Below are 20809 nucleotides of genomic sequence, written 5' to 3'. Positions count from 1 at the left end.
GTGCCATGCTGGTTGCATGGAGATCGATTTCACTCTGCGGTCCGAGCCGCTGGCCGCCTATCGCAGCCTCGGTGCCGGTTCACCGACCGCGGTCCTCTTCCTGCACGGTCTGACCGGCTCTCCTGTGGTCTGGGTTCCGATCGCCCGCGCGATCGCCGCCGAGGGCCTCGATGTCAGCGTGCCCCGCCTGCCCGGCCACGGCACGACCTGGCAGGACATGGACCGCACCGGCTGGTCCGACTGGCTCGAAGCAGCGCGCCGGGAGCTGACCCGGTTGCAGGCCGATCACGATCGGGTGATCGTCGCCGGACTGTCGATGGGCGGATCTCTTGCCTTGGCCCTGGGCACGGACGCCGCGGCCCCCGATGAGATCGTCGTCGTCAATCCGGCGCTCTACGTCGACTCCCCCTTCGCCCCGCTCCTGCCCGTGCTGCGCCACGTGATGCGGACGACGGCGTCGATCGGAGGCGACATCGCCCACCCCGACCGGGACGAATACGCGTACACCCGGACGCCGCTGGCACCGTTGGCCACGTTCCACCAGGCACTGAAGGGGCTGCGCGAGGATCTCTGGAAGATCGAGACCCCGGTCACCGCGATGATCTCCGGTGAGGACAACGTCGTCGGACCCCGCACTCTGCGCACGCTGCGTTCAGATCTGCCGCATCCTGCCCAGATCGTGGCTCTGCGTAGGTCGCGTCACGTGGCGACTCTCGACTTCGATGCGCAGACCATCGCCGAGGTGGTCCTGGACAGAGCGCGTTCCGCTGCGACCGAATCCGCCCCGGCGCACCGGGGCGGGGAATAGCCGCGAGCACAGAATTGCTGTGACAGGTATGAATGACGACGGCACCGCTTCGGCTTCCGACGACGAAGGCCGTGACGACTGGCGCCAGGACGTCCCGGACCCAGAGCGCATCGGCAATGACCGGTCGAGGATCAGCGACGAGGAGTGGGACGACCTCGTGCAGCAGATCGCCGAGCCTGCGGCCCCGATGGGCGATATGCCGGCCGACGACGTCCGGGAGGCCCTCGAGGACACCGAACGCTGGCAGCCGGGACCTGCTGAGCCGATCGGCTGGCGCACCGCCGCACCCACACTCGTCCTCTCCTGGGCCGCCGCCCTCGGAGCGGTGGCGCTCCTGCTCGTCGGGGCCATCTTCTTCCGCCCGCTGCCCGGCTGGTACCTGCTCATCGGCATCGCCGTCGGAATCGGCGGGGCCGTGGGACTCTTCTACCATCTGCCCTCCCAGCGTTCCGCTGACGACGGAGACGGCTCCTCGGTGTGAACCGTGATGTCGTCTTCTGCCCGAGAACACAGCCCGGCCCTCCGTGTCAGCAGCACCTGAGACACTGGAGATCATGACCGCCCCATTCGATCGCGCCCCGAGCGCCCTGGACAATGCGCAGCTGTCCTTCGACTCCCTGGGCACTCCCCTGTCCGATGTCACCTTCGTCATCGTCGACCTCGAGACGACGGGCACACGGGCGGGCCAGTCGGAGATCACAGAGATCGGTGCGGTCAAGACCCGCGGTGGCGAGGTCATCGGAGAATTCCAATCGCTGGTCAAACCCGAACAGTCGGTGATCAGCCCTTTCGTCGCCCGACTCACCGGCATCACCCACGCCATGGTCGACGATGCCCCTTCGATCCGCGCGGTCCTGCCCAGCTTCCTCGAATTCTCGATCGGCGCCGTGCTCGTCGCCCACAATGCCCCGTTCGACATCGGCTTCCTCCGGTCGGCGTGCGAACGGCTCGACTACCACTGGCCGGCCCCGACAGTGCTCGACACCGTCACCCTCGCCCGCCGCGTCGTGGGCCGGGATGAGGTGCGCAACCACAAGCTGTCGACGCTGGCCGCACATTTCGGCACCGAGGCGGCACCCGACCACCGTGCGCTCTCCGACGCCCGGGCGACCGGCGAACTGCTCCATCACCTGTTCGAACGATTCGGCGGCTACGGAGTGACCACGCTCGAGGAGCTCTCAACCGTCCGACAGTCGGGATGGGCCAAACGCCAGTCGAAATCGCATCTGGCCAGGGGAGTGCCGGCCGAGCCCGGTGTCTACATGTTCCTCGACGGCACCCGCCGTGTCCTCTACATCGGCAAATCCGGCAATATGGCCCGTCGTGTCCGCGGATACTTCAACGCCTCGGAGAATCGTGGCCGGATGGCCGAGATGATCACTGCGGCGCAGGAGATCAGCTGCCTGCCGTGTGCCCACGCTCTCGAAGCCGAGGTCCGCGAGATCCGTCTCATCGGCGAGTTGGCCCCACCGTACAACCGCCGATCGAAGAATCCCGACCGCAACTCATGGATCGTCCTCAGCGACGAGCTCTTCCCCCGCCTCTCGGTTGTCCGAGCGAATTCTGCGATCGAACGCTCGCCCGCCCCGCCGCTGGGACCTTTCCGATCCCGGAAGAATGCGCAGGCGGTCAAGGAGCTGCTCGACACCCTCTACCCCGTCAAACGGTGCACGGCGAACATCACGAAGCGCAACCTCGGTGAGCATCGGCCGTGTGTGAGCGCTCAGGTCGGTCAGTGCGGAGGCCCCTGCTCCGGCATCACCGACCCGGACGCGTATCAGGACAGCATCTCCGACCTCGTCGAGCTCCTCACCGGTGACCTGAGCTCGCTGCAGCGCTTGGCGTCTGCACGGATGCAGCGATTGGCCGGTGAAGCCAGGTACGAGACGGCGGCAGAGGTCCGCGACGCCATGCGTTCGGCTGTGGCGACCGCGTCGCGAGCCGAAGAGGTCACAGCTCTGCGCGGCGTGCCGGAACTCGTGGCCGTGGCCCCCGGTTTCGAATCGGGCTGGGATCTCGCCGTCATCCGGCACGGCCGACTCGCCAACGCCGGTCATGTCACCAGTCGTCAGGGGCTGTCCGAATCGGTCACAGCACTGCGATCCACTGCCGAGTGGGTGCCCGCACCGGGCCCGCTGCCGCGTGAGACCGATTCGCTGCCGGAGGAGACACGGCTGCTCGCTGGCTGGCTGGAGACAGCGGAGCTGGTCTCGACCTCGGTGCAGGACGGCGTCGGCTGGTCGCTGCCGCGCACGGGAGCGACCAGCCACGCCAGATCATCAGGAGCGGTTCGTCTCGGCGACGCGGTGTGAGACCTCGATGAGCTGGTCCAGCTTTGCGGCGCCGGCGCCGCTGTCGATCGTGGCGACGGCGGTTTCGAGTTTCGCCGCCAGCCGTTCGGTGAAGCTGCCGACAGCCGATTCGTCGGCCGCCACGAGTGCCGCGGCGGCATTGATCGCCACGATGTCACGCACAGCTGACCGTTCGCCGTCGAGCACGGCACGAGTGATGCCCGCGTTGACCTGCGGTCCCCCGCCGCGCAGATCGTCCTTCGTGGCGCGAGCGATGCCGAGGTCGAGGGCGTCGAAGGTCGTATGTTCGATCTCACCGTGGCGGACTTCCCAGACATCGTTGACGGCCGTGTTGCTCAGCTCGTCGAGCCCGTCACGGGAACGGAACACCACGGCCTGATGCCCGCGCTTGGCGAGAGTGCCGACGACCAGCGGTGCCATCTGAGCATCCGCGACCCCGATCGCAGCGTGACGGGCACGCGCGGGATTGGTCAGCGGTCCGAGGATGTTGAAGGCCGTCGGAACGCTGATCTGGCGTCGCACCGCCGCCACGAACTGCATCGACGGATGGAAGACGTTGGCGAAGCAGAAGGCCAGACCGACTTCCTGGGCGATCTGTCCGGTCTGCTCGGGAGTGATATCGAAACGCACGCCGAGCGCTTCGAGCACGTCGGCAGATCCCGACGCCGAGGATGTCGCGCGGTTTCCGTGTTTGACAACCCGTTGCCCGGTGGCGGAGATGATCATCGCCGCGGTCGACGAGATGTTCGCGGTCTTCGCCCGGTCGCCTCCGGTGCCGACGATGTCGACGGAGTCTTCGAGGCCCGGCAGAGGCACTGCATGGTCCATCATCGCGGCGACGAGACCGGCGATTTCGTCGACCGTCTCACCCTTTGTGTGATGGGCGGCTAGAAATGCGGCCATTGTCACATCGGGGGTATTGCCGGACATGATCTGATCCATCGCCCATGCCGCCTGCTCACCGGCGAGGTCCTGCTGGTGCATCAGGGCCATGAGCAGATCGGGCCAGTTCTGAGCGACTGTCTCGACCTCGCTGCGGGCCTCCGACGCGTGAGCTGCCGGGGTGGTCAGGGGCGTGGAATCAGTCATCCGTATGAACTCTCGTTAGGCATTGCCGCCGTCCCGCAGGCGGGGACGGACCTTACCTGCGGCATCCTATCGCGACTTCGACACGCGGGCGGAGGCGGCTTCCAGATCGAGACTTCGGCACCAACTCGGGGATTTCGCTACACATTGTAGAAATTTCTTTCTCGAAACCTGGGTAAAAGATGAAAACTCACCCCAAGACGGGTAATAATGGATCTGTGTCAACTGCCTCTGCATCTCAAACAGCGCCAGCACATCCGGTTGTCAATCGTCCGAATGTGACCACGGTGGGCTTCATCGTGTTCCTCGCGAGCGACCTGATGTTCTTTGCCGCGCTCTTCGCCATGTACTTCACCATCCGGTCCGTCGTTCCGGAGCTGTGGGAGACGAGGACTCCGATCCTCGATATCCCTTACGCCCTTGGCAACACGTTGATCCTGGTGTCGTCTTCGTTCACCTGCCAGATCGGTGTCTTCGCGGCCGAACGGTTCCGCCCCCGGCGGACCGGTTCCCTGTTCAACATCGCCAAATGGGGGATGGTCGAGTGGTTCTACCTCACCTTCCTCCTTGGAGCGATCTTCGTCTCCGGTCAGGTCATGGAGTACGCGACCCTCGTCAGCGAGGGACTCGCGATCAACTCCGACGGATACGGATCCGTCTTCTACCTGACGACAGGGTTCCATGGCATCCACGTGACCATTGGGCTCATCTGCTTCCTGCTCGTCATCGGCCGGGCCTACGGAGCGAAGAAGTTCGGTCACCACGAAGCCACATTCGCCATCTGCGTTTCATACTACTGGCACTTCGTCGATGTCGTCTGGATCGGGCTGTTCGGCATCATCTACCTGCTCCAGTAGGCGGCCTGAGATGCTCGGTCCCCAGGACTCACAACACTTCAAGCAACACTTCAAGCAAAGGACGATCAAGTGAAGCTTCTAGCAGATCGCCGCAGACATCCCATGGCACTGGTCGCACTGCTCCTCGTGGGACTGCTGCTGACCGGCGGAGCCTATGCACTCTTCACACAGACCTCGAGCGCCAAGGCTGACACAGCTAGTGCCTCTGATATAGAAGAAGGCAAAAAGCTCTTCGCGGCAAACTGTGCCACCTGTCATGGTCTCAACGCGGAAGGTTCGAAAGCCGGACCCGGCCTCATCGGCGTCGGCGCGGCAGCCGTCGACTTCCAGGTCGGTACCGGACGTATGCCGCTGCAGGCCAACGGTCCGCAGGCCCGCGTCAAGGAACCTCAGTTCGATGAAGAGCAGACCGCTCAGCTGGCTGCCTATGTAGCTTCGCTCGGCCCCGGGCCGGCAGTTCCGGAAGACGAATACCTCGATGCGTCGAAGGGTGACCCTGCTGCTGGCGGCGGTCTCTTCCGCACCAACTGCGCCATGTGCCACAACGTGGTCGGCTCCGGTGGTGCTCTGACACGCGGCAAGTATGCACCGAACCTCTCCGAGGTTTCGGAAAAGCACCTCTACGAAGCGATGCAGACCGGACCGCAGAACATGCCGATCTTCAACGACGCGAACCTGACGCCCGAAGACAAGCGCGATGTCATCGCCTATGTCAAGGAAGTCTCGGACAACCCCTCTCCCGGCGGGTTCAAGCTCGGATCGCTGGGACCAGTGGCAGAGGGACTGTTCATATGGTTCTTCGGTCTCGCTGCGGTCATCGGTATGACAGTGTGGCTGTCATCCAGGTCCAAGTGAGTCCGACAGTGTCGTTCACCATCCAACACGAAAACAGACGGGGAATTCAATGACCTCGAAAGAGCACTCCGGTGGCGGCGGCCAGCTCGAGGAGTTGAACGGGTTCACGAACCCGGGTCTGCCTGAGCACAAGCCGCGGCTTTCCGACTCGGATCCGCGTGCCGAGAAGATCGCCGAACGCCAGGTGGCCGCATGGTTCGTACTGTCGATGATCGGAACCATCTGGTTCATCGTCGCCTACTTCCTGTTCAGCCCCGGTGAGTCGATGCGGAGCATCCGACTGCACACCATGTTCGTCGGCCTCGGTGCCGCCGTTGCAATGTTCTCCATCGGCTTCGGTGCCGTGCTATGGGCCAAGAATCTCATGAGCGATCACGAGGGCATCGACGAGCGCCACGACATCAACGGCAGCGAAGAGGACCAGGCCATCGCGCTTGAAATCCTTCATCAGGCGAAGGAAGAGTCGGGAATCGCCCGACGTCCGCTTCTGCGCAATACCCTCATCGCCGCACTGGCAATCGCTCCCCTGCCCGCGGTCCTCGTCTTCCGCGACTTGGGGCCCCTGCCCGGCGACAAGCTCTTCAACACACTGTGGGAGAAGGGCACTCGCCTCATCCGCGATCCGGGTGGAATACCCTCGGTAGACTCCGAGCGTCCGATCAAGGCCGACGAGGTCACGATCGGGTCTGCTTACCACGTCCTGCCGTCGGGCATCGGCGACGAGGAATCGAGTGAGCATCCGATCAATGAGAAGGCCAAGGCGGCGGTTTTGCTCATGCGCATCGATCCAAAGGAACTCAAAGAGGATCCTGATCGCAAGGACTGGTCACACGACGGCATCGTCGCGTACTCGAAGATCTGCACACACGTGGGTTGCCCTGTCGCTCTCTACGAGCACCAGACGCACCACCTGCTGTGCCCCTGCCACCAGTCGACCTTCGACGTGACCGAGCACTGCAAGGTCATCTTCGGCCCGGCCAAACGACCGCTTCCTCAGTTGCCCATCACCGTGGACAGCGAAGGCTACCTGGTTGCACAGTCGGACTTCCCTGAGCCTGTCGGACCTACGTTCTGGGAGATCAACCACCCATGAGTACTACACAGCCAACTACCACCATCGGGAAGGCGGCGAGCTTCGCCGAAACCCGCGTCGGCGCTTCGGTTCTCGTGCGCGAATTCGGCCGCAAGATCTTTCCTTCGCACTGGTCGTTCATGCTCGGCGAGGTTGCTCTCTACAGCTTTATCATCGTCGTTCTGTCGGGAACGTTCCTCACGTTCTTCTTCCAGCCCGCCATGGGCGAGCTGCACTACGACGGACCCTGGCTGCCGCTGCGCGGCGTCCAGATCTCCGAGGCCTACGACTCGACGCTGGCGATTTCCCTGGAGATTCGCGGCGGTCTGTTCATCCGACAGATGCATCACTGGGGCGCGCTGCTGTTCGTCGCCGCATTGAGCGTGCACATGCTCCGTGTGTTCTTCACCGGCGCGTTCCGTCGACCGCGTGAGCTCAACTGGGTCGTCGGCGTCCTCCTGGTCATCATGGGCATGGCCGCCGGCTTCACCGGCTACTCCCTGCCTGATGACCTGCTCTCGGGCAACGGTCTGCGCATCATCGACGGCATCCTCAAGTCGCTCCCCCTCGTCGGCACCTACATCTCGTTCTTCCTCTTCGGCGGCGAGTTCCCTGGCATCGACATCGTGGCGCGTCTGTACACGCTGCACATCATGATCGTTCCGGCTCTGCTCATCGCACTCATCGGCATCCACCTGATGTTCGTCGTCGTGCACAAGCACACCCAGTACCCGGGTGCCGGCAACACCGAGAAGAACGTCGTCGGCGAACCCGTTCTGCCGACCTTCGCGGCCAAGGGCGGGGGTTTCTTCTTCCTCATCTTCGGTCTGCTCTCACTGATCTCCGCACTGTTCACGATCAACCCGATCTGGAACTACGGTCCCTATGACCCGTCACCGGTGTCTGCCGGTACGCAGCCTGACTGGTACATCGGCTGGGCCGACGGCTTCCTCCGCATCGTCCCGGGCTGGTTCGAGTTCTACATCTTCGGATGGCCGATCTCGTTCAACATCAACAGTGCTGTCATCGTCATGGGCGGCGTGTTCGCGGTCATGTTCATCTACCCGTTCTTCGAAGCGTGGCTGATGAAGGACCACCGGGAACACCACATCCTCGATCGTCCGCGCAACAACCCGACTCGCACGGCCATCGGTGTCGCAGGGATCATCTTCTACTGCAACATGTGGGCAGCCGCCTCGGGCGATATCATCGCGGTGTTCTTCCAGATGTCGCTCAACGATATGATCTACATCTTCCGATTCCTGTTCTTCTTCGGACCGATCATCGGATACGTGATCACCAAGCGCATGTGCATCGCTCTCCAGCGCAAGGACCGGGAGATCGCGCTGCACGGTCGCGAGACCGCACAGATCATCCGTCTCCCCCACGGTGAGTTCCTCGAACGCCATGAGGCTCTTCCTCCGCACAAGCTGTGGAAGATCACTGCATTCGAATCGCCGGAGTACATCCCGGCTCAGCCGAACGCCGAGGGCAAGGTCACCGGTATGGAGAAGCTGCGCGCACGTCTGTCGCGGTTCTTCTTCGAAGATCGTGTGGCACCGGTGACGAAGCAGGAACTCGAAGCTTCTCACCACAGCCACGATGCGGTCGAGGGCTCGAAGAACAACGAGCTCGGTCACTGACCGGTCAGTTTCATCACGAGTCGAGGGGCTCAGCAGTTCAGACTGCTGAGCCCCTCGTCCTATTCACGGCACACTACGACCGCCACGCTTTGGAACAGCAGGCAGAGCTGCCGGTACAGGTCATCGGCACTGTTGATTTCGCCGATGCACTTTCGGCGCCGAGGGACTCCCCTCGGAATTCGTTCCTCGGTCTCTAGCCGGGACTGGAGTCAAGAATGGTGGCGAGAATGGTGTCCAGAATGGGGCTGTCACCCTGAGAGGCCGACGGACCTTCTTGTCTCAATTACACACAGGCTTTCTTGCCCCTATCGCACACAGTCCTGTCTCGTCTGTGAGGCCGGAGGCCGGTGCGTAGAGAAGTCTTCTGTGCGGATGAGGGCAAGACAGCGGTTCCACCGGTCTGGCCGCGGTTGCCCCGGTCTGCAGTGTGTATCGGTGGTCGACGGGCGCCACTCCCCTGCCTACGACATCATCATGCGGGCAGCCCAGCGCCGTCCCCTGCAGAGCGGAGCCCTCCTGCGCGGCCTGGTGGACCGGGCTGGAAACGCCTGTGACGAGGCCGAATTTAGGGTGTTTGAAGGGCAGCGACGGTGCCTCGCGAGGCTATCCACGTGTCCCGAAAGGATACGAGACCAGGCCCACAGCAAGATCGCCCACGGGAACCGGCCACCTTATGATCCTCTGAACCTCTGAGCGCAGACGATTCCAGATGTACCCAGAGTTGAACAGCGCCCCGTTGAACAGCGTCCCAGGATCGCTGAGTCGGAGACCATCCCCTCAACCAGTATTCGGCACCATCACTTCACACAACGCAGGTCGCGCTGAGCTCACTGACGGTGTGAGTATTTGAAGCTTTGGGGACCAGTCGATCGTGCGTTTGGGAGCCACCGATATTGCCGGTGGGGGCCAGCAGCCGGGACTATCGGGTCCACCAGCCACCCACCGACGGTTTCTCACGAATTCAGAGCAGCATGTTCACGCATGTTATGACTGCCAGTCTCGACCCAGATCGTGTTGTGCACGATTCGGTCCATGATCGCATCCGCGTGGACTCCAGACCCTAGTCGTTGATGCCAGTCCTTCTTCGCATACTGGGTACAGAACACCGTCGATGCCGTGTCGTAGCGGCGCTCGAGCAGTTCCAGCAGCATACTGCGCATAGCCTCATCGGGAGGATCGAGTAACCATTCGTCGATGACGAGGACGGTGAACGCGGCGTATTTCTTCAATAACTTCGTCGTGCCCAGCGGTTTGTCCTTTGCTAGTGCCCAGGCCTCTTCCAGATCAGGCATGCGAATGTAGTGAGCTCGGATCCGGTGCTGACAGGCTCGTTTTGCTAGAGCACATCCCAGATAGGACTTTCCCGAACCGGTGAATCCTTGGAACACGACGTTCTGGCCGCGGTCGATGAAGCCGCAGGTTCCTAGCTGCGCGATCACGTTCTGATCCAGTCCTCTCTCATCGACGCGGGACAGTTGCCGCAGGTCCGCTGCCGGGTATCGTAGTCCGGCCCGGCGGATGAGTCCTTCAACTTTGGCATGGTTGAACCTCGAGTGGGCTTCGTCGACGATCAACTGCAGGCGTTCATCGAAGCTCATTCCCATAGTCAGGTCCTCGTCCTGGGACTCGAGTGCCTCCAGCAAAGGTGTCGCACCCATCTCGCGCAGCTTGCGCTTGGTTTCTGTATCGATCGCCGTCACTGTCGGCCTCCTGCATAGTAGGAGGCTCCACGAACGTAACCGCCGTGCTCGACAGGCTGAGCCTCGTCGGCTCTGGTGTGGTCTTGCCCTGTGACCAGGATCGGGTTCACATGCGCATAGCGTGGGGACCTCACCGGACCGGCCAAAGCGATCCGGCAGGCCGCCTCGACCCTTTCAGCAGAGTAACGGCGGGCCAGCCTCAACACCGCCAGGGCCGGGTTGAGTCCTTGCTCGTCGATGGGAACAGACTCGAAAATGCGATCGATGACAACCAGTGCCGATGGACCGATCCGCTCGGCCCACCGGCGGGCTCGCGGTTTGTCCCACAGCTGGTACTTCTCGCCGACCGGCAGGTCGGCCTCATTCGTCCGATACTCATTCGCTGCCGTTACCGGTAGCAGCAGGTGCGTCGTGATCCTCTCATGGCCGGAATAGACCTCAAGACTGCGATCGGTGATTCGCAGATCAACCTTGGCGCCGATATGGGCAAACGGCACTGAATAATAGTTCCGCGCCCAACTGACATGCCCATTCCTGGCCACCCGGCGCCCGTAGACCCACCGGCTGATCTCGTAGGCAACCTGCGGCAATCGCCTCAGCAGTGGCTGCTCATCGGTGGTGAAGACGCTGAGTCTGGAACCTGGCCGCTTCTGGAAGGGCTCGGCGTTATAGGCTGCGACTCGCTCCTCGATCGCCGATGCCAGTTCCGGCAGCGAAGCAAACCGTCGGTCCCGAAGTCCCGCGATCACCCACGTGGCCACATGCCCGACAGTGTTCTCCACACTCGCCTTGTCTTTCGGTGCTCTGATCCGGCCCGGAAGCACTGCCGCCGAATAGTGGGCAGCCATTTCCCGATAAGCATCGTTGAGCACGACCTCACCATCGCGGGGATGAGCGATCACTCCGGTTTTGAGGTTGTCCGGCACGATCCTCGGCGTCGATCCGTCGAAAGCGGTGAACATTGCCACATGCGTGAGTGTGTCAACCCCATTTGGCCCCACTGTGATGCTTTGATTTGGCCCCACCCCAGCATGTGTGGTCGTGCTCGCCGCGCGTTGGTAACAGTCGCGGCCCAGCGGGGTCGGGCGGTGTTGTGTTGCGAGCCTTTCTCCGGCCACAGGAGTGGCCGGGCCTCTCAGGTTCCAGTGTGGTCAGAACGGCGGATCGCCAGGGCCGTAGTCGGGTTCGGTTGGTCCGAATCGGCGACGCAGTCGCTGAAGGTCCTCAATAGCCGAATCGATCAGATCGGCGGCATGCTCGCGGCCACTGGGCTGAACAGACTCGATGGTGACACTGATCCCGTCCAGGAGATCCTGGGCGTCATTGAGGCGTTGGCTGATGTAGGCGACCCAGTCCTCGGTGGCATCGATGGCATTTCCGCTGGCTGGTTCCTGATCCTCGGTGGTGATCATGGTTGATCTCCTTCCTGCAAAGTGGCCTCTTCGCTCCTGGCCCGGGTGGTGCGCAGCCGGTAAGAGCTGGTGCCGGTGTTGATGATGTGGGCGTTAAACGTCAACCGATCGACAACGGCCGCGGCCAGCCGCGGGTCGGTGAATGTCTGCCCCCACTCGCTGAACGAGGCGTTCGAGGCTGTCGCAATCGAGGCTCGTTCCTCACGTTCGGTGATGATCTGGAAGAGTAACTCAGCTCCACGAGAATCGAGGCTGACATACCCCAACTCATCCAGGCACAGCAGGTCCAGGCGAGCATAGCGGCCCACTACCCGGGAGAGCTGCTTGGCATCGGCGGCCTCGGTGAGCTCGTTGACCAGGGCCGCCGTCGTGACGTAGCGGACTCTGCGGCCCTGCTCGGCCGCGGCGGTCCCCAGACCGATCAGCAGATGCGTCTTCCCTGTCCCGGAATCACCGAGTAGCACCAACGGCTCACCGGCATCGATCCACGCTCCGGTGGCCAGAGTCGCCAACCGGGCCGGCGGCAAATCCTCGATGGCGGCGGTATCGAAGTCGGACAGGTGCTTGGTGCGAGGAAACTTCGCTTCCTTGATCCGCCGGATCCGACGGCGGGCATCACGATCATCACACTCCGCGGCCAACACCTCAGCCAGGTAGGCCTTGTGCGAGAGCCGTTCTCGGGCTGCTGCCTCGGCCATCGGTGAGGCCTGGTCACGGATCGTGGGCATGAACAGGGTCCGACAAGCCGTGGCGATCGCGGCCTCAGCCGCCTGATCACCCAGAGCAGTCACTGCCGGCGTCGATGCCGGGATGGTTTTCGCGTTCATGCTCCCACCACCGAGACCAGTTCGTCATAGGCGCCCAGGCCCGGCACCGGCCTCTCCCCGACTGGTCCGACGTGGGCCGGGACGACCACCGCCGGTGGCGCAGTCATCGCCTGACCGGCCCGGCGGGCCTCGACCGCGACCACATCAGCATCGAAGCATCCCAACCCGGTCGCGGTTGTCAATGCGGTGACAATGTCACCGTTGGGCAGGCTGCGGTGCAGTAGCAGCACACCGATGAGCGCCCGGGTCCCGGCCGTGTCGCCGAGTTGCCCACGCGCAGCATCCCAGAACCGTTGATGAGCGTTCGTGAACATCCCGGACTTCCGGGCAGCCGCCAGCGCGGTGGCCCCGGCGAATGCTCCGGGCTTGCGTATGAGGACTTCCAGGTAGTGATCGAGGACCAAATCTTCGGTGTACTTATGCAGCGACCGGGTATGGACAGCGACCACCCCCGACTCAGCGATCACGGTCACCGTCGTGGCCCCCAAACGCACCTGGAGGCGTCTGCCAGCCAACCGGGCCGGCACCGAGTAATAGGACTGACGTACGCACACTCTGGCTCTCGCATCGACCCGACACGACAGGGTCTGCGCGGCATCGAAGACCTCATCGGGCAAACCCCGCAGGCCAGGCAGCTCCCGGGCCGCCGCGGCCCCGACCGTCTCGACCCGGCCGGTGATCTTTCGGTCGTCATCACCAGCATCGGCAGCGACCATGAAAGCGTTGAGCTCGGCTAAGGAGGCGAACTCGGGCACCGGCACCAGATGACGGCGCCGGAACCGACCGACCTCCCCCTCGACGCCACCCTTCTCATGAGCACCCTTGATCCCGGGCTGGCAGAAGAAGCTATCGAACCCGTAATGCGACCTCAGGGCGACAAACCGGGGATTCTCCTCCCGTTCCCGACCCAGCAGCACCCGCACCACCGCCGGAGTCAGGTTGTCATACCGGATCATGCCCGTCGGGACTCCACCGAGCCGGTCGAAGGCCTTCACATGACCGTCGAGAAACGACTCCTGAGCCTGGTTGGCGTAAGCAATGTGCACGGCTTTACCCGAATGCGATAGGCGCAGAATGAACATCCACAGCTTCAACCACACCCCACCGATGAGGGCGTAGAACTCCCCGAAGTCGACCTCGGCTTCAGCCGCCGGGGCATGGGTTTGAGGAACCTTGACCTCCAACGACTGATCGAAAATGTCCCGGCGCAGCTTCGCGACCAGGGTTCGCACACTCGACTCCGCAACCTCGACTCCTTCCTCCTCGACGAGGCGCTGCCAGACCCGCCGGGCGGTATGACGCTGCTTCCGAGGGACCTCTTTGTCAGCAACTAACCAAGCCCGGACGGTGGCAACGTGCTCACCGAGGACTGGTGCTACCCTCTCCGGAGTCTTCCGCCGCGGTGGTACCGCATCCGCCAACGCCTGACGTACCGTCCTGCGGTGGACCTTGTACTTTTGGGCTAACTGTCGAATCGACATCTCATGGTCTCTGTGGTCTCGTCGGATATTCTCGAATTGCTCCACTCTCGACATCTCCTTCATATGCCCCACCTCTTCGTGAACGTCTTGGTCGACATCACGAACGGTACGGCTGGTAGGTCGGGGGTGGGGCCAAATCAGAGGATCATTTTTGCTCCAAGTGGGGCCATTTCAGACTGTCACACTCACATGCGCCCGCAACCAGGAATCCTGGCTCATATCCAGACTCGGATACACGAACGCGTACCGGCTGAATGGCAGACACGCGACGAACAGATACACGGTCACAGGCTGACTCGCCCCCGACGGATACAGTCGCATCGTCGGCCCCGACCAATCGACTTCGATCGTCTGCGCGGCCTTGTGACCGACTCGGGAAGCGGCGCCAGTGACCAGCACATGACGTTGATAGGTGCGGCAGAACCGGTCGTAGCTCATCGCCGCATCACCAGCAGCAGCGCATGCATCGACATACTCGCCATGGAGGAGCTTCAGCGTCACCCCGACCCGAGCCATCTCCTTATGGATTCGTTCCCAGTCGGGTTGGGCGAACACACTGTGATGGTCGCCGCGGCCCGGGAACAACAGACTGTACACCTCACCATCGGGGCAGTCTTTGACATCATCCCAACTCAGGCCGGCAGCATTCGCGGCATCGAGGACTTGGGTGACAGACTTACGGGACATCGCCTGAGACGATGCAATAGCTCTTCCCGAGAGCCCCTCGGCCCGAAGCTGTAGAACCAGCTTCGCTCTGATCTTGCGTACCATGAATATTCTCCTTCTGCCGCGTGCCCTATACACGCGGCGGAAGGAGCTTATACGTCAGTGGCCCCCATGCACGCCATAGCTGGCCCCGAACCACACGATTATCTGATCAGGCGTCCGGCCCCCGAACCCACGATTGACGGCCCCCAATAAAGCGGATATTCAGGTGTGCGCAGCTCCGCGAAGACTGTCGACGCAGCCGAGGTCCACTGCCGTCGACGTGCGGTCCTTGAGGCTGCCTCTTGTGAACGCACGCAAAGGGCTCCAGAACGCCGTAACAGGCGTGAATAGCACTGTGGCCCGAACTCGAAGGAGTTCGGGCCACAGAGGCGCGGCGAGAGTCATCTCGCTGAAGGGGTGATCAGTGGGCGAAGTCTCCACGATCGTGTTCGTAGGACAGACCCACGAGCGCGACGACGCCGAGCACTGCACCGAAGGGGAAGATCCACCAACCCATGGCGATTCCGTAGAACGCAACGGCTGCAGCACCTGCACAGACGATCGGCCACCAGCTCCACGGGCTGAAGAAGCCGTAGTCGGCATCGGCGTCCGAGATCTCGGCATCATCGTGGTCCTGAGGCTGACGGCCGACACGGCGGTCGGTCAGCCACAGGTAGATGCCGATCATTCCGGACATTCCACCGACGAGCAGCAGAGCGGGGAATCCCACCAGCTCAGTGAAATCGGTGTAAAGGCCGTACGCAATCGCTACCACGATGAAGAACAGCGCGTTGATGTTGAAGACGAGGATCGAAGCTTTCACTTGGCGGCGCCTCCAGTCAGCTGTTCTTCAGAGGTCGAGTGCCCGGCGTATTCGAGCAGCTCAGGGTGGTTGAGATCGAAGGCCGGACGCTCCGAACGGATCCGCGGCAGCGAGGTGAAGTTGTGACGCGGGGGTGGGCAGGAGGTCGCCCATTCGAGCGATGCGCCGTAGCCCCAGGGATCATCAACGGTGACCTTCGGAGCGTTGCGAGCTGTGATCCACACGTTCCAGAAGAACGGAACCATCGACAGACCAAGCAGCAGCGAGCCGACCGTCGACACCTGGTTCATCCAGGTGAAGCCGTCCTGCGGCAGGTAGTCAGCGTAACGACGGGGCATGCCGTCGACACCGAGCCAGTGCTGGACGAGGAAGGTGCCGTGGAAGCCGATGAACAGCATCCAGAAGTGGATGTGGCCGAGCTTCTCATTGAGCATCTTTCCGGTCCACTTCGGCCACCAGAAGTAGAATCCGGCGAACATCGCGAACACGACGGTGCCGAAGACGACGTAGTGGAAGTGAGCGACGACGAAGTAGGTGTCCGAGACCTGCTGGTCGAGAGCCGGGCTGGCGAGGATGACGCCGGTCAGACCACCGAAGAGGAACGTGGCGAGGAATCCGATCGACCACACGATCGGCGTCTCGAACGTAATCGAGCCTCGCCACATCGTGCCGATCCAGTTGAAGAACTTCACGCCTGTCGGAATGGCGATCAGCATCGTCATGAATGCGAAGAACGGCAAGGCCACAACTCCGGTCACATACATATGGTGTGCCCACACCGTCACGGACAGAGCGGCGATGGCGATCGTCGCGAAGACGAGTTCCTTGTAGCCGAAGACGGGCTTGCGACTGAACACAGGGAAGATCTCGGTGACGATGCCGAAGAAGGGCAAGGCGATGACATAGACCTCCGGGTGGCCGAAGAACCAGAACAAGTGCTGCCAGAGAATCGGTCCACCGTTAGCCGGACTGAAAACATGGGAACCGAGAATGCGGTCCGATGCGAGGACCAGCAATGCGGCAGCGAGAGGCTGGAAAGCCATGAGCACGAGGATGCCTGTGACAAGCACATTCCAACTGAAGATCGGCATCCGGAACATGGTCATGCCCGGTGCACGCATAGTGATCACAGTAGTGATGAAATTGACCGATCCGAGGATCGTTCCGAAGCCCTGCAACGCGAGGCCGAGGACCCATAGGTTGCCGCCAGCGCCTGGTGTGAACGTCGTGTTGCTCAGTGGCGCATATGCCGTCCAACCGAACGAGGCCGCCCCCTGTGGAGTGAGGAAGCCGGAAATAGCCACGAGGCTGCCGAAGAGGTACATCCAGAAAGCGAAGGCGTTCAGTCGAGGGAAGGCGACGTCCGGTGCACCGATCTGCAAGGGCATGATGACGTTGGCGAATCCGGCGAACAGCGGGGTCGCGAACATCAGCAGCATGAGCGTACCGTGCATGGTGAACAGCTGGTTGTACTGTTCCTTCGTCTCAACGATCTGCATTCCGGGCTCGAAGAGCTCGAGTCGGATGATCAGCGCCATGACGCCGCCGATGCAGAAGAAGAAGAACGAACCGATGAGGTACATGTACCCGATCGTCTTGTGGTCCGTCGACGTGATCCAGTCGACGATGATCTTGCCCTTGTTCCGGGGAACTACCGGAGTGTCAAGAGCTGATTGATCCATCGTGGCGGTCATTTTTCAGCACCTTCTTTCGGGTACCAGTTGCGATCATACTCCGGTCCCAGCTGGCCAGTGTTGCCCTGATCGGCAAGCGACTGTGTGTAATTCTGGAATTCTTCCTTCGACACGACCTTGACGTTGAAAAGCATCTCCGAGTGGTACTCACCGCACAGTTCGGCGCACTTGCCGACGTACTCGCCTTCCTTTTCGGCACGCAGATGCAGACTCTGATCGCGGCCGGGGATCATATCGCGCTTCTCGAGGAACGCAGGAACCCAGAAGGAGTGGATGACATCGCGGGAGTGCAGGCGGATCTCCAGGTCGGTGTCGACGGGGAGGTAGAGCACGGGAGCGGTCTCCTCCGGCTTCTCCGTGCCGTCGAGTTCGACTTGCGTACCGGCGTAGTAGACGTTCTCCGTCTCATAGTTGAAGTCCCATGCCCATTGCTTGGCGGCGACCTCGATGACCTGCTCGCCGGGAGTCCTGTCGTCAGTCGTCTTCTCCATAACCTGGACGTTCTGGAAGAAGAAGCCAAGCACGAGGACGACTGGGGTGACGGTGAAGAGGATTTCGATGGGCATGCTGTAGCGCATCTGAACCGGCAGTCCGCGATCGTGCTTGCGGCGACGGTACGCCACCATCGCCCACAGGATCAGGCCCCAGACGATGAGACCTACCACCAGAAGGGCGATCCAAGCGCCGTTCCACAGTGCTGTGTAGGCCTCGGTGTGGTTCGTCGCGCCCTTAGATTCGACGGGAAAAAATCCTGTGGCGATCTGCTCTTTCGTGCAACCTGATAGCAACGCCGGTATCAATACGGCGCTCAGAATGCCGAGCCGCTTCGCCCAGGACCGCTGCGGTCCTGACTGATTCGGAGAATCCACGTGCAGCCTTTCACAACGTTCTTCGTCTCTGGTCAGGCCGAGAGACGTGTACTTACTCTGTCATCCATAAGACTACCGCTACAGGCGGTAGAAATTCACCCGCAGGTGTTCATTTGTTGAGAATACCCTGACAGATTTTGCCCCGGAGCGCGGAATCTAGCCGTGCGGAGTACTCGAGACCGCCGATCTCCGACACGCCGAGGCTCTCCAGGTGTGATGTCTGCCACTGTGTGTCGATGAGCCACTCCCCTGGCCTCGGCCTAGGATCTGCTGCGGTGACTGAAGCATCCGCCGAGGTCGCAGCGCCGTTCGGCAGCGAATAGTCTCTGTCGTCGAAGAGGCCGACGAGGTGCGCCAGAGCGGCCTTCGAGGCGTCTCTGGCCGTGTGGAACATCGACTCGCCGGCGAAGAACGATCCGATGGCGACACCGTAGAGTCCCCCGACGAGCTCGCCATCGGACCACACTTCGACCGAGTGTGCCCAACCGTCGTCGTGCAGGCCGCGATAGAGGGTGATGATGTCCTCTGTGATCCAGGTGCCGAGCCGATTCGGGTCGGCACACGCACGCATGACCTGCTCGAAGGCGCGGTCCGTGCTGTAGTCGAAGTGCTTCATCGATTTCCGCAGGCTCTTCGTGACCCTGATGTCTCCGGGCAGCAGCACTCCGCGTCGTCGCGGAGCCCACCAGCCCATGCGACCGGTGCCGCGGACGCCGACGCCCATCGGGAACAATCCTGCTCTGTACGCAGAAAGGACCTGGGGCTGCGTGGCCGTGTACGACACGGCACGCAGATCCTCCAGGTCCATGAGAAGCGATCCTCCTCGTCAGCCGCGGCTGATCAGTGGAACGAGTCTCCGCAGGCGCAGGATCCGCCGGCGTTCGGGTTGTCGATGGTGAAGCCCTGCTTCTCGATGGTGTCCGAGAAGTCGATCGTCGATCCGCTGAGGTAGGGAACGCTCATCCGATCGACGATGACCTCGACTCCGTCGAAGTTCCGCACAGCGTCACCGTCGAGGTAGCGCTCATCGAAGTACAGCTGGTAGATCAGTCCGGAGCAGCCTCCGGGCTGGACGGCCACGCGCAGACGCAGGTCATCGCGACCTTCCTGCTCGAGCAGGCTGCGGACCTTGTCGGCAGCGGTCGACGACAGCTCCACCTCGTGGGTGGCTTCGGCTTTATCGGTCACAGTCATGGTTACTCCTTCTCACGTTCCTGTCCCCAGGCTACACCGCGAACAACGTCACGGTGGGTGTTCCTATTCCCGTTTCTCTCACTGTGCCGGTGCGAGTCGCTGGAGCAGCAGCGCCTCGGCGACGATCGCCGCCTTGAAATCGGGCAGATAGAGCGATTCGTTGGCGCTGTGAGCTCGAGCATCCGGGTCTTCGACGCCGGTGACGAGGATCGATGCGCCCGGGAAGACCTCCAGCAGGTCCGCGATGAATGGGATCGAGCCGCCGATGCCCATCGTCACCGAATCGGTCCCCCACGCATCTGTGAGCGCCTGGCGCGCCGTCTGCACGACCGGATCGGTTTCGTCGGCGCGCCACGGGCTGCCGCCCTCGGTCTCACCGATGCTCAGCTGCGCACCGAAGGGCAGGTTCGCCCGCAGGTGCTCCTCCACGGCCCGGACCGCCGAGGCAGGTGTGTCCCCCGGTGCGAGGCGGATCGACAGCTTGGCTCTGAGTGAGGACTGCAGCGTGTTCGAAGAGACATCGACGTCGGGGATGTCGAGGCCGATGACGGTGATCGCAGGCTGCGTCCACAGACGTGAGGCAAGCGTTCCGGCACCGATGAGCTCCGTGGACTCGAGCACGCCCGAGTCGGTGCGCAGGGTCGCCTCGTCGTAGTCGATGTCGGACTCGCGCTCCGTATGGAGTCCGGCAACGGCGACGGAGCCGTTGTCATCGTGGAGGCTGGCCAGCACTTTGGTCATCGCGAGCATCGCATCGGGTGCGACTCCTCCGTACATGCCGGAGTGCACCGCGTGATCGAGGGTGGAGATCTCGAACTCGATCGCGCACATCCCCCGCAGGCTCGTCGTCAGCGCCGGCGTGCCGGCCGCCCAGTTTCCCGAATCGGCGACGACGATGACATCGGAGCGCAGACGGTCCCGGTAGGTCTCGAGGAAGTTCCGGAAACTCGGGCTGCCCGCCTCCTCCTCGCCTTCGAAGAAGAGAGTGACACCCACGCCGAGGCGGTCGGCCAGCAGCCGCAGAGCGGTGAGGTGGACCATGATGCCGGCCTTGTCATCGGCAGCTCCGCGGCCGAAGAGCCGGTCCCCCTTGCGAGTGGCGACGAAGGGCTCGGTGTTCCAGTCCTCCGCGCGTCCGGGCGGTTGCACGTCGTGGTGAGCGTAGAGCAGGACGGTCAGGGCCCCGGCGGGAGCCGGCACCGAGGCGACCACGGCCGGGTAGCCGTCGGTGCCGTCGTCCTGCTGGGCGGTGAGTATCTCGGTCTCGAGTCCGAGCTGCCGTGCCAGGCCTGCGACCGCCTCGGCGCTGGCGGTGACGTTGGCGGCGTCGAAGCTCGGCCACGCCACGGACGGGATCGCCACGAGATCGGTGAGATCGGTGAGGACCTCATCGAAGATGGTGTCCAATTCGGCGTGCAATTGTGCACTGTCAAGTGCTGAAGTCGATTCGCTCATTCTCCAAAGGTAG

18 protein-coding genes and 2 pseudogenes are annotated in these 20809 nt (G+C 62.6%); 7 read left to right on the top strand and 13 right to left on the bottom strand.

Annotated features, from left to right (window positions below):
* Positions 1-16 precede the first annotated feature (16 nt).
* From L1F31_RS09290 to L1F31_RS09280, 3 genes are all read left to right on the top strand, one after another.
* Complete coding sequence (locus L1F31_RS09290; RefSeq protein WP_265420340.1) at positions 17-808, top strand: alpha/beta hydrolase; 792 nt, start codon at positions 17-19, stop codon at positions 806-808.
* 28 nt (positions 809-836) lie between these two features.
* Complete coding sequence (locus tag L1F31_RS09285) at positions 837-1289, top strand: hypothetical protein (RefSeq protein WP_265420339.1); 453 nt, start codon at positions 837-839, stop codon at positions 1287-1289.
* A 73-nt stretch (positions 1290-1362) separates the two neighbouring features.
* Complete coding sequence (locus L1F31_RS09280; RefSeq protein ID WP_265420338.1) at positions 1363-3120, top strand: DEDD exonuclease domain-containing protein; 1758 nt, start codon at positions 1363-1365, stop codon at positions 3118-3120.
* Here the strand turns inward: L1F31_RS09280 and trpD are convergent.
* Positions 3088-4191 (bottom strand): anthranilate phosphoribosyltransferase, encoded by a 1104-nt coding sequence (trpD, locus tag L1F31_RS09275; RefSeq protein ID WP_429860963.1) that lies wholly within the window; start codon positions 4189-4191, stop codon positions 3088-3090. The two genes, L1F31_RS09280 and trpD, sit on opposite strands and share 33 nt — an antisense overlap.
* Positions 4192-4388: 197 nt before the next feature.
* On the opposite strand from trpD, the gene ctaE reads away from it, so the two are divergent.
* The 4 genes from ctaE to qcrB all read left to right on the top strand — a co-directional run bounded on the left by ctaE (position 4389) and on the right by qcrB (position 8633).
* Positions 4389-5063, top strand: coding sequence for an aa3-type cytochrome oxidase subunit III (ctaE, locus tag L1F31_RS09270; protein WP_429860955.1), 675 nt, complete (start codon positions 4389-4391; stop codon positions 5061-5063).
* A 69-nt stretch (positions 5064-5132) separates the two neighbouring features.
* Positions 5133-5918 (top strand): cytochrome bc1 complex diheme cytochrome c subunit, encoded by a 786-nt coding sequence (qcrC, locus tag L1F31_RS09265; protein ID WP_265420337.1) that lies wholly within the window; start codon positions 5133-5135, stop codon positions 5916-5918.
* Positions 5919-5967: 49 nt separating this feature from the next.
* Positions 5968-7011, top strand: a complete 1044-nt coding sequence (gene qcrA, locus L1F31_RS09260) for a cytochrome bc1 complex Rieske iron-sulfur subunit (RefSeq protein ID WP_265420336.1) — start codon at positions 5968-5970, stop codon at positions 7009-7011.
* Complete coding sequence (gene qcrB / locus L1F31_RS09255; RefSeq protein ID WP_265420335.1) at positions 7008-8633, top strand: cytochrome bc1 complex cytochrome b subunit; 1626 nt, start codon at positions 7008-7010, stop codon at positions 8631-8633. Before qcrA ends, qcrB begins: the two co-directional genes overlap by 4 nt.
* Positions 8634-9586: 953 nt before the next feature.
* Here the strand turns inward: qcrB and L1F31_RS09250 are convergent.
* The 12 genes and pseudogenes from L1F31_RS09250 to L1F31_RS09195 form a co-directional block, all read right to left on the bottom strand.
* A complete protein-coding gene (locus tag L1F31_RS09250) occupies positions 9587-10333 on the bottom strand; it encodes an ATP-binding protein (RefSeq protein ID WP_283255771.1) in 747 nt (248 codons plus the stop codon).
* Positions 10330-11304, bottom strand: a pseudogene (locus L1F31_RS09245) (Mu transposase domain-containing protein); the annotation flags it as partial. The pseudogene L1F31_RS09245 and the gene L1F31_RS09250, both read right to left, overlap by 4 nt.
* 180 nt (positions 11305-11484) lie before the next feature.
* Complete coding sequence (locus L1F31_RS09240; protein ID WP_265417433.1) at positions 11485-11745, bottom strand: hypothetical protein; 261 nt, start codon at positions 11743-11745, stop codon at positions 11485-11487.
* On the bottom strand, positions 11742-12572 hold the full coding sequence (gene istB, locus L1F31_RS09235; protein ID WP_265417432.1) for an IS21-like element helper ATPase IstB: 831 nt from the start codon (positions 12570-12572) through the stop codon (positions 11742-11744). The genes L1F31_RS09240 and istB overlap by 4 nt, the downstream gene beginning before the upstream one ends.
* Positions 12569-14107, bottom strand: a complete 1539-nt coding sequence (gene istA / locus L1F31_RS09230) for an IS21 family transposase (RefSeq protein ID WP_265420372.1) — start codon at positions 14105-14107, stop codon at positions 12569-12571. Before istA ends, istB begins: the two co-directional genes overlap by 4 nt.
* A 126-nt stretch (positions 14108-14233) precedes the next feature.
* Positions 14234-14824: pseudogene (locus L1F31_RS09225) on the bottom strand (transposase); the annotation flags it as partial.
* Positions 14825-15182: 358 nt separating this feature from the next.
* The gene (locus tag L1F31_RS09220; protein ID WP_265420334.1) at positions 15183-15584 is read right to left on the bottom strand and encodes a cytochrome c oxidase subunit 4; all 402 of its coding nucleotides are present in this window, start codon (positions 15582-15584) and stop codon (positions 15183-15185) included.
* On the bottom strand, positions 15581-17278 hold the full coding sequence (gene ctaD, locus L1F31_RS09215; protein WP_265420333.1) for an aa3-type cytochrome oxidase subunit I: 1698 nt from the start codon (positions 17276-17278) through the stop codon (positions 15581-15583). Before ctaD ends, L1F31_RS09220 begins: the two co-directional genes overlap by 4 nt.
* Complete coding sequence (gene ctaC, locus L1F31_RS09210; RefSeq protein WP_265420332.1) at positions 17275-18147, bottom strand: aa3-type cytochrome oxidase subunit II; 873 nt, start codon at positions 18145-18147, stop codon at positions 17275-17277. Before ctaC ends, ctaD begins: the two co-directional genes overlap by 4 nt.
* 109 nt (positions 18148-18256) lie before the next feature.
* Positions 18257-18955 (bottom strand): leucyl/phenylalanyl-tRNA--protein transferase, encoded by a 699-nt coding sequence (locus tag L1F31_RS09205; RefSeq protein ID WP_265420331.1) that lies wholly within the window; start codon positions 18953-18955, stop codon positions 18257-18259.
* A gap of 32 nt (positions 18956-18987) precedes the next feature.
* On the bottom strand, positions 18988-19341 hold the full coding sequence (locus tag L1F31_RS09200) for a HesB/IscA family protein (RefSeq protein WP_265420330.1): 354 nt from the start codon (positions 19339-19341) through the stop codon (positions 18988-18990).
* 78 nt (positions 19342-19419) lie between these two features.
* Positions 19420-20796, bottom strand: a complete 1377-nt coding sequence (locus tag L1F31_RS09195; protein WP_265420329.1) for a dipeptidase — start codon at positions 20794-20796, stop codon at positions 19420-19422.
* Between the last annotated feature and the right edge of the window lie 13 nt (positions 20797-20809).

It is taken from the genome of Brevibacterium spongiae (assembly GCF_026168515.1).
Taxonomy (GTDB): Bacteria; Actinomycetota; Actinomycetes; order Actinomycetales; family Brevibacteriaceae; genus Brevibacterium; species Brevibacterium spongiae.
Note: the sequence above shows the minus strand (reverse complement) of the source record. Positions and strands in the feature narration are given on the sequence as shown.

Excerpts from the sequence above, each read along its gene's own strand:
- L1F31_RS09290 (WP_265420340.1), top strand. The coding sequence starts at position 17 with ATGGAGATCGATTTCACTCTGCGGTCCGAGCCGCTGGCCGCCTATCGC.
- L1F31_RS09285 (WP_265420339.1), top strand. The coding sequence starts at position 837 with ATGAATGACGACGGCACCGCTTCGGCTTCCGACGACGAAGGCCGTGAC.
- L1F31_RS09280 (WP_265420338.1), top strand. The coding sequence starts at position 1,363 with ATGACCGCCCCATTCGATCGCGCCCCGAGCGCCCTGGACAATGCGCAG.
- ctaE (WP_429860955.1), top strand. The coding sequence starts at position 4,389 with ATGAAAACTCACCCCAAGACGGGTAATAATGGATCTGTGTCAACTGCC.
- qcrA (WP_265420336.1), top strand. The coding sequence starts at position 5,968 with ATGACCTCGAAAGAGCACTCCGGTGGCGGCGGCCAGCTCGAGGAGTTG.
- qcrB (WP_265420335.1), top strand. The coding sequence starts at position 7,008 with ATGAGTACTACACAGCCAACTACCACCATCGGGAAGGCGGCGAGCTTC.
- L1F31_RS09240 (WP_265417433.1), bottom strand. The coding sequence starts at position 11,745 with ATGATCACCACCGAGGATCAGGAACCAGCCAGCGGAAATGCCATCGAT.
- istB (WP_265417432.1), bottom strand. The coding sequence starts at position 12,572 with ATGAACGCGAAAACCATCCCGGCATCGACGCCGGCAGTGACTGCTCTG.
- istA (WP_265420372.1), bottom strand. The coding sequence starts at position 14,107 with ATGTCGAGAGTGGAGCAATTCGAGAATATCCGACGAGACCACAGAGAC.
- ctaD (WP_265420333.1), bottom strand. The coding sequence starts at position 17,278 with ATGACCGCCACGATGGATCAATCAGCTCTTGACACTCCGGTAGTTCCC.
- L1F31_RS09205 (WP_265420331.1), bottom strand. The coding sequence starts at position 18,955 with ATGGACCTGGAGGATCTGCGTGCCGTGTCGTACACGGCCACGCAGCCC.
- L1F31_RS09200 (WP_265420330.1), bottom strand. The coding sequence starts at position 19,341 with ATGACTGTGACCGATAAAGCCGAAGCCACCCACGAGGTGGAGCTGTCG.
- L1F31_RS09195 (WP_265420329.1), bottom strand. The coding sequence starts at position 20,796 with ATGAGCGAATCGACTTCAGCACTTGACAGTGCACAATTGCACGCCGAA.